9 protein-coding genes and 3 tRNA genes are annotated in these 15092 nt (G+C 57.2%); 8 read left to right on the top strand and 4 right to left on the bottom strand.

Going from position 1 to position 15092, the window contains the following annotated elements; genetic code table 11:
* Positions 1 to 24: 24 nt before the first annotated feature.
* The 5 genes from ENH71_RS08435 (at position 25) to ENH71_RS08415 (ending at position 3646) form a co-directional block, all read left to right on the top strand.
* Positions 25 to 1782 carry a glutamine--tRNA ligase/YqeY domain fusion protein gene (locus tag ENH71_RS08435; protein WP_294134697.1) on the top strand — a complete coding sequence of 586 codons (1758 nt, stop codon included), beginning with the start codon at positions 25 to 27 and terminating at the stop codon, positions 1780 to 1782.
* The gene (cysS, locus tag ENH71_RS08430; protein WP_294134661.1) at positions 1779 to 3179 is read left to right on the top strand and encodes a cysteine--tRNA ligase; all 1401 of its coding nucleotides are present in this window, start codon (positions 1779 to 1781) and stop codon (positions 3177 to 3179) included. The genes ENH71_RS08435 and cysS overlap by 4 nt, the downstream gene beginning before the upstream one ends.
* 86 nt (positions 3180 to 3265) lie before the next feature.
* Positions 3266 to 3342, top strand: a tRNA-Pro gene (locus ENH71_RS08425).
* Between the two features lie 70 nt (positions 3343 to 3412).
* Positions 3413 to 3488, top strand: a tRNA-His gene (locus ENH71_RS08420).
* Positions 3489 to 3569: 81 nt separating this feature from the next.
* Positions 3570 to 3646 (top strand) — tRNA-Arg (locus tag ENH71_RS08415).
* Between the two features lie 414 nt (positions 3647 to 4060).
* On the opposite strand, the gene ENH71_RS08410 is transcribed toward ENH71_RS08415, so the two are convergent.
* Entirely contained in the window at positions 4061 to 4990 is a 930-nt protein-coding gene (locus ENH71_RS08410; protein ID WP_294134664.1) for an FkbM family methyltransferase, read from the bottom strand.
* A gap of 118 nt (positions 4991 to 5108) precedes the next feature.
* Between ENH71_RS08410 and ENH71_RS08405 the strand changes: the two genes are divergently transcribed.
* Positions 5109 to 5891 (top strand): S-methyl-5'-thioinosine phosphorylase, encoded by a 783-nt coding sequence (locus ENH71_RS08405; protein WP_294134666.1) that lies wholly within the window; start codon positions 5109 to 5111, stop codon positions 5889 to 5891.
* Here the strand turns inward: ENH71_RS08405 and ENH71_RS08400 are convergent.
* On the bottom strand, positions 5857 to 6723 hold the full coding sequence (locus tag ENH71_RS08400; protein ID WP_294134668.1) for a CsiV family protein: 867 nt from the start codon (positions 6721 to 6723) through the stop codon (positions 5857 to 5859). The genes ENH71_RS08405 and ENH71_RS08400 overlap by 35 nt on opposite strands.
* Before the next feature lie 128 nt (positions 6724 to 6851).
* Between ENH71_RS08400 and ENH71_RS08395 the strand changes: the two genes are divergently transcribed.
* Complete coding sequence (locus tag ENH71_RS08395; protein WP_294134672.1) at positions 6852 to 8522, top strand: EAL domain-containing protein; 1671 nt, start codon at positions 6852 to 6854, stop codon at positions 8520 to 8522.
* 25 nt (positions 8523 to 8547) lie between these two features.
* On the opposite strand, the gene ENH71_RS08390 is transcribed toward ENH71_RS08395, so the two are convergent.
* Complete coding sequence (locus ENH71_RS08390; protein ID WP_294134674.1) at positions 8548 to 9798, bottom strand: EAL domain-containing response regulator; 1251 nt, start codon at positions 9796 to 9798, stop codon at positions 8548 to 8550.
* 232 nt (positions 9799 to 10030) lie between these two features.
* Between ENH71_RS08390 and ENH71_RS08385 the strand changes: the two genes are divergently transcribed.
* Complete coding sequence (locus ENH71_RS08385; RefSeq protein WP_294134675.1) at positions 10031 to 11452, top strand: alanine/glycine:cation symporter family protein; 1422 nt, start codon at positions 10031 to 10033, stop codon at positions 11450 to 11452.
* Here the strand turns inward: ENH71_RS08385 and mfd are convergent.
* Positions 11445 to 14897: a transcription-repair coupling factor gene (gene mfd, locus ENH71_RS08380; protein WP_294134699.1), complete on the bottom strand. Its 3453-nt coding sequence runs from the start codon at positions 14895 to 14897 to the stop codon at positions 11445 to 11447. The genes ENH71_RS08385 and mfd overlap by 8 nt on opposite strands.
* Positions 14898 to 15092: the final 195 nt, after the last annotated feature.

Below are 15092 nucleotides of genomic sequence, written 5' to 3'. Positions count from 1 at the left end.
GCCAGTAAAACCGATCACGCTGAAATGCCCGCGAACGCTGACAAGATTGACAGCAGGGGTCCGTCACATTTTATCCGGCATATGGTGGATCAGGACCTGGCGGCGGGCAAACACGGTGGTCGTGTGCAGACTCGTTTTCCGCCGGAGCCCAATGGCTTTCTGCACATCGGTCATGCCAAGTCGATTTGCCTGAATTTTGGTCTGGCGCAGTCATACCTGGATGCGGGCTATCAGGGCGCCTGCAATCTGCGTTTTGATGACACCAATCCCGAGAAAGAAAGTCAGGAGTATATCGACGCTATTCGCGAGGACATACGCTGGCTGGGTTTCAGCTGGCAGGGCGATGTGCGTTACACGTCAGCGTATTTCCAGTATCTGTGTGATTTTGCCGTTGAGCTGATTCGCCTGGGCAAGGCCTACGTGTGCAGTCTGACGCCGGAACAGGCCCGTGAATATCGCGGCACCCTCACCGAACCTGGTCGTGACAGTCCGTCGCGCGATCGCAGCATCGACGACAGTCTGGATCTGTTTGCGCGGATGCGAGCCGGCGAGTTTGCTGACGGCAGCTACAGCCTGCGGGCAAAAATAGACATGGCCTCACCCAATATCAATATGCGTGACCCGGTCATCTACCGCATCCGCCGCATCGACCATCACCAAACCGGTGAAGCCTGGAAAGTTTACCCGATGTACGACTATGCACATTGCATTTCCGATGCCCTGGAGCATGTCACACACTCGTTGTGCACCCTGGAGTTTGAGGATCACCGGCCACTGTATGACTGGATTCTGCAGGCCCTGCCGGATGAGTCATTGAATTCGGCCTGTATCGCACTGGGCAATAAAACGCCGGACACTGACTATGTGTTGCCACAGCAGACCGAATTTGCGCGGCTGAACATCAACTACACGGTGATGAGCAAGCGCAAGCTAAAAGAGTTGGTAGAGCTTGGCCTGGTCTCGGGCTGGGATGATCCGCGCATGCCCACTTTGTCCGGACTGCGTCGTCGCGGCTTTACCCCGCACAGCATTCGCAACTTCTGCGACATGATCGGCATGAGCCGCAGTGAGAGCATCGTTGATGTCGGCATGCTGGAGCACAGCATCCGGGAAGATCTGGATACCCATGCCCCGCGTGCCATGTGTGTACTGCGTCCGTTAAAAGTTACCCTGACGAATTATCCGGCGGACAAAAACGAGATACTGCAACTGCCCAGGCATCCTAAAAAAGATATCGGGCACCGTGAACTGCCGTTTGGTAATGAGCTTTTTATTGATCGCAGTGATTTTGAAGAAGTCCCGCCACCGGGTTTCAAACGTCTGACCACAGGGTCTGAAGTGCGTTTGCGGGGCGCTTATGTGATCCGTTGTGACGAGGTGGTCAAGGATGATGCCGGTGAGGTCGTTGAACTGCGCTGCAGCTACGATGATCAGACGCTGGGACAGAACCCGGTCGGCCGCAAGGTCAAAGGCGTGGTTCACTGGGTGCCGGCTGCCGCAGCGGTGCCGGCGGAAGTACGTATTTATGACAGACTGTTCCTGAATGAAAACCCCGACGACAAAGCGTCGGGAGATTTCAAGAATTGTCTGAACCCGGACTCTCTGCAAGTGTTGACTGGTTGCCTGGCAGAGCCTTCACTGGCCTCCGCGGCAGCGGAGGAAAGTTTTCAGTTTGAGCGGGAAGGTTATTTTTGTGTTGATCGTGTGGACAGCGCGCCAGGCAAACTGGTGGTCAACCGCACGGTCAGCCTGCGCGACTCATGGGCGAAGATTTCAGGATGATTAGCAACGATTTAAAGATCTACAATACCTTGACCCGCAAGAAGGAGCGCTTTCAGCCCCTGCAGCCGGGCAAGGTGAGCATGTACGTCTGTGGCCTGACCACGTACGACTACAGTCACATTGGTCATGCCCGCATGTTCGTTGCATTTGATGTGGTGGTGCGTTACCTGCGCTACCTGGGATATGACGTCAACTATGTGCGCAATATCACCGATATCGATGACAAGATCCTGCGTCGTGCGAAAGAGAATGGCGAATATTTTGCCGATCTGACTGAACGCTTTATTGCCGCCACACGCGAAGACGAAGCCGCGCTGTTTGTGCTGAAGCCTGATGAAGAGCCGCGGGCCACGGCACATATTACCGAGATCATAGCCATGATCGAGAAGCTGATCAGACAGGATTATGCCTATCGTGTCAGCAACGGCGACGTGTATTACGCGGTCCGTCAGTTCGAGGGTTATGGCAAGTTGTCCAACAAGGACCCGGAAGAATTACTCGCCGGCGCCCGTATCGAGGTCGGCGAACTGAAACGTGATCCGCGTGATTTTGCCCTGTGGAAGGCCGCCAGAGATGAAGAGGTGGGCTGGGACTCGCCTTGGGGTTACGGCCGGCCGGGCTGGCACATTGAGTGTTCGGCGATGTCGACCTGCTGCCTGGGTGAGTCGTTTGACATTCATGGTGGTGGCTCTGATCTGATGTTTCCACACCACGAAAACGAGATTGCCCAGTCGGAAGCGGCTACCGGTAAACATTTTGCCAATTACTGGATGCACAATGGTCCGGTGCGTGTCGACAATGAAAAAATGTCCAAATCGCTGGGTAACTTTTTTACCGTGCGCGACGTGCTGGCCAGATATCCGGCCGAAGTGGTGCGTTACCTGTTGGTAGCGAGCCAGTATCGCAGCCCGATCAATTATTCCGATCAGGGGCTGGAAAAGGCCGCGGCGTCACTGGAACGCTTGTACCTGGCCGTGCGTGCTGCCGACGCCGAATCAGCCCGGGCCCTGACCAACAGTCAGTACGAAAAAGCTTTCCGTGAGGCCATGAATGATGATTTTAACACTGCGGAGGCGGTTGCCGTGCTGTTTGATCTGGCGCGTGATCTGAACAAGGTACGTGAGCTGGACCCTGTCCATGCCGGTGAACTCGCGCGATTGCTGGTGAAACTGGGTGGAGTGCTCGGGTTGTTGCAGGGCTCGGCTGATGCGTTTTTGCGTAGCAGCGCAGATGACGTGGATGCTGACGCAATTGACGCCCTGATTGCTCAGCGACGGCAGGCCCGGCAGGACAAAAACTGGGCGTTGGCGGACGAGATTCGCGACAAACTCAATGCCATGAAAGTGGTGGTGGAAGACGGCGCTGATGGTAGCAGCTGGCGTATTGAAAGGGAGTAGAAATTCCAATCAATCGTTGACGGAGATGCCCGCCATGAGTATTATGCCGACCTCGCGATGACGATGGTATGTTTTCGGGGCGAGATCGGGGTATAGCGCAGTCTGGTAGCGCGCCTGCTTTGGGTGCAGGATGTCGGGAGTTCGAATCTCTCTACCCCGACCAATTTCGCAAACGTACTGGGTCGACAAGACCTTACCAACAGATAGTCAAAGCGATCGACAGTTGATTTATGGTGGTTGTAGCTCAGTTGGTAGAGCCCCGGACTGTGACTCCGGTTGTCGTGGGTTCGAGCCCCATCAGCCACCCCATATTCCCAGCGCATCCCGCAAAGGTCTGCTCTCCGGCAGGGAGACAGGCCGGGTTGTCAGCAGCGGAGCAGAGCCTGCTTTGCGCCCGTAGCTCAATCGGATAGAGCACCGGCCTTCTAAGCCGGGGGTTGCAGGTTCGATTCCTGCCGGGCGTACCAAACACAAAAGGCCACCTTTCAGGTGGCCTTTTTTTGTTTGGTACGCCCGGCAGCAGAATTGAAACTGCCGGCTTCGTTTGAGTGCGGCCCGGCCAGCTGAAAGTTCATGGATCTTAATCGAGGGCGGGCCGGGAATCGGAGGGACACTGTGAACCGACCATCTTCTTTGCCCCTGCACCCGGCGGGGCGGAACTCGACCTCGCTCGCTCCGCGGGCTCGGGACTCAGACAGTCCTCCCGCTGATCGGGTGCAGGGGCAAAGAAGAAAACATGGCCTGATTGGTTCCCAGCGTTCCCTCCGATCCCCGTCCCTCGTGCAAGTCGGCGAGATGCCAACTCCCCTCGACGGTTGCACAAGGCCCTGCTACCCGCTGGCCGGGCCGTCGTCCGAACGGAGAGGCGCTTAGAGGAGCACCTACTGTCCAACGCGGGGAATCGTCTGCCGGTACTCCAGCGGACAGGCGATCAGGTCATCCTGGCCCTTGTCCAGCGGTCCCTCGTACGGAATCAGGTCATAAGCGCCGCTGATTCTCGAGCGACCGTCTTTGCGCCTGTCCTTGCTGCCATCTGACTTGCGCTTGTTGAACTGCAGCAACACATAATTTTCCGGCAGGCACTGCACGATTTCGTCACGGCTCTTGAACGACAGTGCGTTGCCGTAGGTCAATTCACAGATAATCAGCGGCCGGTAACGCTGCAGGGTTTTCTGCAGGCCCTGCAAAGCCGGCTTTTCATAACCTTCCACGTCCAGCTTGATCAGATGCAGGTAGTCGGGCGGGTTACGGGTAAAATAATCGTCACCCCGGATCACGTGGAGATCGCCAAGCAAGGTGTTGCCCTTATCGGTGGTGCTGACATCAAATGAGCCGATACCGGCGTTGTCGCCGGTGGGTGCGTAGAACGCCTGGTGGGCCGTCTCGTCACTCAGCCCCAAAGGTTCCACGGTAATATTGCGAATCGTATTCAGTCGAATCTGGCGTGCCAGGCGCTCCCGCACCGGCGCATAGGGTTCAAAGGCGATGACAGACCTGGCCCGTTGCGACATGAACAGCGAGTGTTGCCCTACGTTGGCGCCGACATCAACAAAGACACCTTCGTAGCCGGCAATGGCGTGCAAGGCATCGCGCATGAAATACAGCAGCGGCTTTTCAAACGCGCCATAAAAATAGATGGCAAAATCGATGTTGTTACTCAGATTGCCGTCATACTGGAGACCATAAAAATCGGTCCTGAACTCATACGCGGGCGCGTAACCGCGTTTCCGCATCTGCTTGTAGAGCGCGCGGGACAGTCCGTCGGGCAGTCGCTGTTGCTGGTGCCAAAGCAGCTTCAAAAGTCGTTTCATCGGGTATTCCGTGACCGATACGTCGAAGTAGCCATTTTAGGAATAGTTTTGCGCATGCTGTCAACACCACTGTCGGGTTTTCGTTGGTATACTGCCGCCTGAGAAAAGGAGACGGTTTATGTTAGCGTTTATTGGCGGTACGGGCCTCAATCAGTTGCCCGGTTTTGAGGTTAAGCGCATTGCCGGAGTGCAAACGCCTTACCAGGACACCGCCGTTGATATTGCCTGTGGTCATTTGCCCGGAGTTGCCGGCACCGTGCATTTTTTGCCTCGCCATGGCGAAGGCCATACGGTGCCTCCCCATCGTATCAACTATCGCGCCAATATGTTCGCCCTGCGCGAGCTGGGTGTGACCTCGGTACTGGCGGTCAATGCGGTGGGCGGCATCCACCGGCAGATGGGGCCGGGTGTGATTGCAGTGCCCGAGCAGATCATTGATTACACCAGTGGCCGCGCCCACACGTTTTTTGATGGCGACGCAGTTGATATCGAGTCTGCTGACCGGTTCACGGCCAGTGTTACCCACATCGACTTTACCCGACCGTATTCGCATGAGCTGCGTGAGCTGTTGTTGGCGAGCGCCGGTCAGCTGCAACTGCCGGTATGGCCGCACGGCGTTTATGGCGCCACGCAGGGCCCGCGACTGGAGACCATCGCCGAAGTCAGGCGTCTGCAGAATGATGGCTGCGACATGGTCGGTATGACCGGCATGCCGGAGGCAGCGCTGGCGCGTGAGCTGGGACTGGCCTACGCCAGTGTGTGTCTGTCGGTGAACTGGGCCGCCGGTCTGTCGGACGATGTCATTACCATGCCCGCTATTCGCGCAGTTCTGGCTCAGGGCATGGATCAGATTCATCGTTTGCTGCTTACTGCGGCAAGCCGGTTTCCCGAAATGAGCTGACCGGCGCCGGCGGCTCATAGGGGAACACTTGCACCAGTACGCCGATGGCCGGGTGATCCAGGTAGTGGAATTCATTACTGCGCATGGCGCGGGAGTCTTGCATGGGGAACACCCGGGACGCGAAGAACTGACGCGGTGTGTTGCTGTCGGCGGTTTGAGACCCAAAGGCTTGCGCGTCAAAAGCCCCGGTATCGGGCGGCTGGGTGCTGAACTGTGTCAGTGTCAGATCGGTATCGAGCATGACCCGGTCCCGTGACTGATTGAAGCGGATTGTCAGCGTTCCTTCCAGCTCGTGTTGATCGTCGAACCGGCGCCCGCCAACGATAGCAATGGGTATCGCGGCGTCGGCGCGCATCACGGGCTGGCGCCAGGCCAGGTGAGTCAGAACCCGGTAGTCCGGCGACTGGTTCAGGGCGCGATTGGTCTGGGTAAAATCATGGTCGGATGCCGGCAGGGCAACAAAAGCGTCACGTTCTGTATCCGGCAGCCGATAGTCACTGCTGCGCGATGCTTCCGGGCCCGCTGACAGCGGTGGTGTCCCGGCTGCGGGCCGGGCTGCATCGGCTGCGGTATTGTCCGGTGTGGATGGTTGCGGCGTCGCCCAGTCATCCGGCGTCAGGTGTTGCAGCAAACTGTCCAGCTCGCGTGTTCGCGCCGCGTCATTCAGCGCCGGAGCGTCAGCAGGCCATTGTTCCTGAAGAATATTGCTGTTCTCATGGGCAAACACGGTGACTTCAATCTGATACCACCGGTTGCCGTCCTGTGCCATTGCCGGAGGCACGGCGGCCGCCAGTGCCAGGGCGATCAGCATCAGACGAAGAAAAGAGGGCATTGGATATGCGTGAACGACGGAATTCTTCATTGGAGCCTTGCGTGCAGGTGAGCTACCATTCTTGCTTAGTGGCCCGGGTTAGTCAATCCGGCACGGTGAACACGAAAGCAGGGAGCAACTGATTCTTTATGGCCCGCACCCGGCGTTACATCAGCATGGTCAATACCGCCTTTGGCGAGTTCTACCGGCTCTCGGCGGAGCTGCAGATATTGGTGTGCATCGTGTTGTGGGTCTACATCGCGATACTGATGCGACTGGCTTTTCTCGGCGGCGGTTTGCCGTCTGATTTCGGCAGCTGGATAGCGCTGGTGATTTTTCTGGTCGGACTGGTTAGCGGGCCGATTGTGGCGACGGTCACGGCACTGGTATGTGCCGTCTTGATGAGTCCGGGTGGTGTGTTTGCCGGCATTGACAATGTTGGTGTTGCGTTCTGGGTCAGAACCACGGGCCTGTTCGTCGCAGGACTGTCAGGGGGGCTGCTGCAACGGCTGATTAAATGGCTACAGGCGGAACTCTACGCAGCTCAGCATCAGGTTGCCGGCACTGACCTGCCTAATATCAAAGCAACCATCAAACACCTGGAAAAAGTGCTCAAGTCCGGCAGTCTGACGGATAAGGACCTGGATGTGCTTAACGTCCGGCTCAACAATCTCGACCAAATTCGTCAAAGCGCAGGTCAGGATACCGTCAATCAGCTGGTGCGCTCGCTGGCTGAGCAGTTGCAGACCAGGCTGGGTGCGGGTGCTTATGTCAGCCAGTTGTCGGGCAACGAGCTGCTGGGCATTCAGGCCGGGCAGGGCCGGGAAATATCTGATGTGCAGAAGCTGGTCAAGGAAGTGCTGGCGACTCCCATCAAACTTGATGGCGAGGAGTACAGTCTGACGGCGACTACCGGACTGCATCGCAAACGTGTACAGGGCCGTGAAGTCGAGCCCCAATCCCTGCTCGACAACGCCGCGAAGATGGCGATAGCAGCGCACCGGAGTAATGAGGAATTCCAGGCCAGCCCGACTGTCGATGCCATTCACAATCTGGGTGAGCGCTACAGCAGTCTGCAAATACAGGCGGCCATGGAAAACCATGAGATCACCTTGCATTACGAGCCACGCTTGAATACCCGCACGGGGTATTTCTCGGCATTGCAGGGAGTGGTGCGCTGGAAGCACCCGAGACGCGGAGAGCTACAGCTGGAGGACTTCAAGGCCATGCTGGAGGAAGTCCCCGCCATTCAGGGTTTCTGTGCCTGGATGTTAAAACTGGCGTTTACCGATGCCGAGGAGTGGGCAAAAAAGGACCTCAAGTTCCGCGTGACGGTAGACGTCACCATCAATGATGTATTGAGCGCACCGGTGCTGGCGTATGCACTGGCGGAGTCCATCAAGCGCAAGTACAAACCGGGCTGGCTTGCCATTGAAGTCAGCGAAAAATCACTGCGTAACGCGGACGCAAAAACGGTGCAGTATCTGCAACGATTGCAGAGCCATCATGTATCGGTAGTGGTGTCGAACTTCGGAGATGGCGGCTCAACCGTGCAGGACATGTTCATGATGCCGGTGGATGGCATCAAGTTTTCCGCGAAGCTCATTGAAGCCGCACTGGTGCACAGTGACCAGCGGCGCCAATTGGCGGCCATGGTCAAACTGATTCACTCTCGTGGCCTGGTGTCAGTCGCCGACGGCGTCAGGAACAGTGCCGGTTTGCGCATGCTGCGAACGCTGGCCTGTGAAGAGCTGCAGGGCCCCTTGCTGAGCAAAGCGCTGCCGAAAGAGTCCATACCCTGGGCCCGCCTTCGCGTATGACAGTCTGCACCGGAACAACCGGCTGCTAATGCAGGGACTCGCAATACTGCTTGCTCCACACTAGCAGACTGTCTTCGCTGACCGGTTTGGAAATCAGGTAGCCCTGAAAGGCATTGCAACCCAGTTCAGTGAGAAACTGCCTGATTGACTGGCTTTCCACGCCTTCCGCCACCGATCTGATACCCAGGCTTTTTGACAGGTCGACGCTGGATTTGATGATTGCGCGCGCTTCTTCTGACACGTCCGCCTTGCCAACAAAGCACTTGTCGATCTTGAGTTCGGTAAAGGGCAGTCGCACCAGGTGGAGCATGGATGAGAAGCCGGTGCCAAAGTCATCAATCGACAATTGAAAGTGCTTGTCACGAAATAGCGTCAGAATCTCCAGCAGTTTGTCGGGGTTATGCATGACAGTGGATTCACTGATTTCCAGGATGACGCTGGCCGGGTCCACCTGGAACTGATGACAGATTTCCGCCAGCTTGTCAGGCATGTCGGTATCCTCCAGACATCGGGCGCTGAGATTGAGCGCCAACGTCAGTTTGTCCGGTGAATATTCAGGCTGCAGGCTGCAATTGGACAGAATCGGCGACCGCTGAATTTTGCTGAGCCATAACAGCCCGTGTTTTGCAATATTGCAGGTCAGCACGCTCATCAGGTGGCTGCTCTCGGCCAGCGGCACAAACACATCAGGTGTCACACTGCCCTTGCCCGGCACGTCCCATCGCGCCAGGGCCTCGAAGCCAAGCAGGTTGCCGGTGCTGCAGTCCAGTTTGGGTTGATAATTCAGGGTGAGCAGATCGTTTTCGATAACATCGATCAGATCTTCCTGGGTAGGCATCCAGTCGCTGTTGTCGAGTTGTTGCTGCCAATTGTTGCCCGCCGGTGTCTTGCGCTGATCAGCGCTCAGGTACAGGGTCAGCAATTGACGCATGCGAGCGACCGGCACCGGTTTCTGCAAAATACCCAGCAACCTCAGTCCGCGATCATTCGCGTTTTTTGCAATCACATTCAGCGACTCATTGCTCACGCCACTGACAATCACCAGTTGCGCCTTGTCGTTTATGTCTGCCAGTTGCTCCACCAGTGCCAGGTTATCCTGATCCAGTGGGGCCAGATCAAAAATTATGATACCGGGTTCGAACAGTGCCAATTGTGCAAAAAAGGACAGTTTGCTGTCGGTGGTGATAACCTCGAAGCCAAGGGCTTCGGCCATGTCATGCAGGGTCTGGCTGACGTCGGGGTCATCATCAATGATCAATATTCGGTTATTTTCCATCGTGGGCCTGGAATGCGTCGGTCGCTTGGTGTAGTGAGCCTGTACTTCAGGGTTCCTTCCGGGATGACTATTCTTGCTCAGCCGCTATGGCTAGTCAATGTCGGGCATGTCGGCAGATTGTCTGGCGATGTAAAATGGCGCGTTGGTTTTTCAGGACGGAGAGAGTCTGGTACTCTAAAAGAATCAAGTACAACCCATTGTAAAAACTCAAACAACAAGGGCGGAATCGGACATGGATTTTATGACACAGAGCCTGCAGGCGCTGGCGGGTTTCTTGTGGGGCATGCCCTTGATCATTCTGCTGGTCGGTGGCGGTGTGTATTTTGCACTGATCAGCCGGTTTCAGCCCTATCGCTACTTCCCGCACGCCATTGCCATTCTGACCGGCCGTTACGACAACAAGGATGATCCGGGTGACCTGAGTCACCTGCAGGCACTGTCGGCCGCGCTGTCAGGCACGCTGGGCATGGGCAATATCGCAGGTGTGGCGCTGGCCATTGGTCTGGGCGGCCCCGGTGCCGTGTTCTGGATGTGGGTGACCGCCGTGGTCGGGGTGGCGACCAAGTTCTTCACCTGCACCCTGGCCGTCATGTACCGCGGCAAGGATAACCTGGGCCAGGTGCAGGGCGGCCCCATGTATATCATCCGCGAGGGACTGGGTAAGCGCTGGCACTGGCTGGCAACCATGTTTGCGGCGGCGGCGCTGATCGGTACCTTGCCAATTGTGCAGATCAATCAGCTCACACAGGTGATGCGTGAAGTGGTGTTTGTGCCTGCCGGCCTGGTTGAGAGCAACGATTCCTTTGTTTTCAACCTGATATTTGGTTTGTTCGCGGCAGCCCTGGTCGCGTCGGTCATTTTTGGTGGTGTCAGGCGCGTCGGTTATGTCGCCGTCCGTCTGGTACCGTCGATGGTGGTGCTGTACATGGTGATGACCTTGCTGGTGCTGGCCGTGCACGTCAGTGAGTTGCCCGGTTATCTCTGGCTGATTGTGCGCGAGGCGTTCTCGCCGCAGGCGGTGGGAGGCGGTCTCGTCGGTGTCATGACTATCGGTGTCATGCGCGGCGCGTTCTCCAATGAAGCGGGTATTGGCACCGAAGTCATGGCGCATGGCGCTGCCAAAACCGAAGAGCCGGTGCGTGAAGGCCTGGTGGCGATGATGGGGCCGGTGATTGATACCCTGATCGTGTGTACCTGCACCGCGCTGGTGATCCTGGTGACCGGCGTGTGGCAGGACGGTCTGACCGACGGTGTCACCATGACCGCAATGGCATTCTCGCAGGTTCTGCCCGGCAATATCGGCGCCTACCTGATCGCTTTTGTGGTGTTGATTTTTGCGTCCAGTACCATGTTCACCTTTTGGTATTATGGTGCCAAGTGTCTTGGTTACCTGATAGGTGCCCATCTGCAGGACAGTTATAAATATTATTACACCCTGCTGGTGCTGGTGGGCGCCATTATTCCGCTGGAGGCAGTGTTTGCCATTATTGATTCGGCGTACGCCCTGATGGCCGTGCCCACCATGACAGTCACCTTCCTGCTCTCCGGCAAGGTGACCGCCGCCGCCCGGGTGTATTTCGACCGCCTGCGGCGTGGACCGGACGAGCCGACGCAGCGATCTCCGAAAACAGCGACGGGGTCCGACGTTACTTAGTCAGCCTCAGCTGGTCCAGCGTCTTGTTGATAAACTCGATACGGGCGACCGCTTTCTCCTGTCCGTGGGTAAAGCCCAGCTGTGTGGGTCCTGACAGCTTGTAAATGCGCGAATGCTTTTGTACCAGTTGCACGATCGACAACGGGTCCACAGTGGTGTGTTGCCGGAACACGATACGTCCGGTTTGTGCGCTGGCGTCAATCTTGCTGATGCCCATGGCTTCGGCGCGCAGTTTGAGTTCGGTTACCGAGAACAGGATGCGGGCGGCATCGGGTAATAAACCAAAGCGATCTATCATTTCTATTTGCAGGTCACGCAGCTCCTCATCGTCACGGGCACCGGCGATGCGTTTGTACATGATCAGGCGGGTGTGGATGTCGGGCAGGTAATCTTCCGGGATCAGTGCCGGGACGCGCAGATTGATTTCACTGCCACTTTGCAATACCAGATCAATATTGGGTGTGCGCCCCTCACGAATGGCTTTGACCGCTTCTTCCAGCATTTCGGTATACAGCGTAAAGCCGATCTTCTGCATGTGGCCGGTCTGTTCTTCACCCAGAATCTCGCCAGCACCGCGAATCTCCAGGTCATGACTGGCCAGTGTGAAACCGGCCCCCAATGTGTTGGCGGCGGTGATCGCATCCAGACGCTTTAGCGCATCGCCGGACATGGCCTTTTGCGGCGGCGTCAGCAGGTAGGCGTAGGCCTGGTGATGCGAGCGTCCGACCCGGCCACGTAATTGATGCAGCTGCGCCAGGCCCAGCTTGTCGGCGCGGTCGATAATGATGGTGTTGGCGCTGGGTACATCGATGCCGGTTTCAATAATGGTTGAGCACACCAGGATGTTGTAACGCTTGTGATAGAAGTCCGCCATGATCACTTCCAGCTCGCGCTCGGGAAGCTGGCCATGCGCCACACAAACCCGGGCTTCGGGCACCAGCGTGCGGATATGCTCAGCAGTGCGTTCAATGCTTTTGACTTCATTGTGCAGATAAAACAACTGGCCGCCACGCAGCAGCTCGCGCAGGATGGCCTCCTTGACCAGGCTGTCCTGCTGTTCGCGGACAAAGGTTTTCACCGAGAGGCGTTTGGCCGGTGGCGTGACAATCAGCGACAGATCGCGCACACCGGACATCGCCATGTTGAGCGTGCGCGGTATCGGTGTTGCTGTCAGCGTCAGAATATCGACTTCCGCGCGCAGTGCCTTGATGCGCTCTTTCTGCTGCACACCAAAACGGTGTTCCTCATCAATGATCAGCAGGCCCAGATCCTTATACTTGATCGAGTTCTGTAGCAGCTTGTGGGTGCCGATGATGATGTCGACCTTGCCGTCGCGAATTTTGGCCAGCGTTGCATCCTGCTCCTTGCCCGAGCGAAAGCGTGAGATCAGGTCAATATTGACTGGCCAGTCAGCAAAGCGGTCACGGAAACTGTCGTGGTGCTGCTGGGCGAGCAGAGTGGTGGGTACCAGCATGACCACCTGCTTGTGATTCTGCACAGCGATAAAAGCGGCCCGCATGGCGACCTCGGTCTTGCCAAAGCCGACATCACCACACACCAGTCGGTCCATGCTGCGCGCCGACTGCATGTCGGCGATGACACCATTGATGGCATCAAGCTGATCAGGCGTTTCTTCAAACGGGAAGCTGGCGGCAAACTTGTCGTAGTCGATGTCGTCGCAGCGAAAGGGGAAACCGCCACGCGATTCGCGCTTGGCATAAATATCCAGTAGCTCAACAGCGGCGTCGCGAATTTTTTCGGCGGCTTTGCGTTTGTTTTTCTGCCATTGGTCGCTGCCCAGGTTGTCCAATGGTGCCAGCTCGGGATCGGCGCCGCCATACCGGCTGATCAGGTGCAATGATGCCACCGGCACATACAGTTTGGCCTGATTGGAGTATTCCAGAGTCAGGAACTCGGCGGTTTCGTCTTCGATGGTCAGTGTCTGCAGTCCGCAGTAACGACCAACACCGTGATCGATATGCACCACCGCCGCACCCAGGTGCAGCTCGGTCAGGCTCTTGATGATGAAGTCAGTGTTATCCTGGGCCCGGCGTCGACGACGGCGCTGGGCGATCTTGCGCCCCAGTAGCTGCGTTTCGGTAATCATCATCAGTTTTTCTGATGGCAACAGCAGGCCCTTGTCCAGCGAGGCAATGCAGATCGCGAAAGGCTGCCTGCCGTCAACAAAATCACGCCAGGAGTCCACCGGTACCGGGCTGAGCCCCGCAGTGCGGAGCAGCTCGGTCATTACTTCACGTCGACCGGCGCTTTCGGCGCAGACCAGTACACGATATCCCGGGTGTTCCAGTAGCCAGGTCTGCAGAGCCTGCATGGGCTCGGCACGGCTGTTGTCAGCGCTCAGATTGGGAAAGTCACTGTTGCTGGCCGTGCTCTGGCTGTCGCTGTCCTGCAAGGTGATACTGCTGAAATTCTTGATGTGGCGGAACACATCTTCAGGCGACAGGAACAGGGTCGCGGGCGCCAGAATAGGGCGCTGCCGATCATAGCGGCGATCTTCGTAGCGCGATTCGATGTCTTGCCAGAAGCGCAGCGCCGGCGGTTCCAGCTGACGACTGCGCACAATCAGGGTATCGGCGGGCAGATACTCAAACAGATGGCTCAGATGGTCAAAGAACAGCGGCAGGTAATATTCCACGCCCGCGCTCTGAATGCCTTCGCTGATATCCTGGTACAAGCTGCAGTCGCGGGTGTCGACATCGAACAGTTCCCGGAACCGGGTGCGAAAACCGCGTCTGCCGCTTTCGTCCAGCGGGTACTCCTTGCCCGGCAGCAGGCGGATAGCGGGCACTTTTTCCAGCGACAACTGGGTTTCCGGATCAAAAATGCGCAGTGATTCAATCTCGTCATCAAACAGGTCGATGCGATACGGCAGTTTGCTGCCCATCGGGAAGATGTCCATGATGGCGCCGCGCACAGTGAATTCACCGTGCTCATACACTGAATCAACATACTGATAACCGGCATCGACCAGGCGCTGGCGCAGCACATCGGTGTTGAGGGTCTCGCCAGTGGTCAGTTGCAGGCTGTTGCCCTGCACATAGGCTTGTGGTGGCAGACGGTGCATGGCGCTGTTGACCGGAACGATGAGAATGCCGCGGCGCATGTCCGGCAGGTGATACAGGGCGTTGAGGCGCTCGGACACAATGTCCTGGTGTGGCGAAAACGTATCGTAAGGCAGGGTTTCCCAGTCGGGGAAGGTGTAGACCGGAAGCTCTTGCGTGTCGTCGCCAGCGCTGAAAAACTGCAGCTCGCGGCGCAACTGCTCAGCCTCCTCGCTGCTGTTGGTGATCACCAGGACGGGACCGGGGGCCTGTCGGGCAGCCTGCACCAGCGCCAGGCTGAGTTGACTGTCGGGCAGCGGTTGCCACTGCACGGTGTGCCTGGCGGCAGGCAGTTTGGGGTGTAGAATATCGAATGCAGGCATGGTGTCGGGCTTGATGATGGCAGTGGGCGCGTATTCTGGCACAATCGCCGTTTAATCCCAACCGGCCGTGTTGCCCGCAGGCAACGAATAGCCTGATGACAAACGTATAAATAGCGCCGCCAAAGCGGCCGATAAAGTTGCACCGACGCGTCAATAACAAGATAATATGCGCCGTCTTCAGAGCCGGTGTCGTCA

This window comes from Pseudohongiella sp. (assembly GCF_011050365.1).
Classification (GTDB): Bacteria; Pseudomonadota; Gammaproteobacteria; order Pseudomonadales; family Pseudohongiellaceae; genus Pseudohongiella.
The sequence above is the reverse complement of the archived record's forward strand: the minus strand, read 5'-3'. Positions and strand labels throughout refer to the sequence as shown.

Excerpts from the sequence above, each read along its gene's own strand:
- ENH71_RS08435 (WP_294134697.1), top strand. The coding sequence starts at position 25 with ATGCCCGCGAACGCTGACAAGATTGACAGCAGGGGTCCGTCACATTTT.
- cysS (WP_294134661.1), top strand. The coding sequence starts at position 1,779 with ATGATTAGCAACGATTTAAAGATCTACAATACCTTGACCCGCAAGAAG.
- ENH71_RS08410 (WP_294134664.1), bottom strand. The coding sequence starts at position 4,990 with ATGAAACGACTTTTGAAGCTGCTTTGGCACCAGCAACAGCGACTGCCC.
- ENH71_RS08405 (WP_294134666.1), top strand. The coding sequence starts at position 5,109 with ATGTTAGCGTTTATTGGCGGTACGGGCCTCAATCAGTTGCCCGGTTTT.
- ENH71_RS08400 (WP_294134668.1), bottom strand. The coding sequence starts at position 6,723 with ATGCCCTCTTTTCTTCGTCTGATGCTGATCGCCCTGGCACTGGCGGCC.
- ENH71_RS08395 (WP_294134672.1), top strand. The coding sequence starts at position 6,852 with ATGGCCCGCACCCGGCGTTACATCAGCATGGTCAATACCGCCTTTGGC.
- ENH71_RS08390 (WP_294134674.1), bottom strand. The coding sequence starts at position 9,798 with ATGGAAAATAACCGAATATTGATCATTGATGATGACCCCGACGTCAGC.
- ENH71_RS08385 (WP_294134675.1), top strand. The coding sequence starts at position 10,031 with ATGGATTTTATGACACAGAGCCTGCAGGCGCTGGCGGGTTTCTTGTGG.
- mfd (WP_294134699.1), bottom strand. The coding sequence starts at position 14,897 with ATGCCTGCATTCGATATTCTACACCCCAAACTGCCTGCCGCCAGGCAC.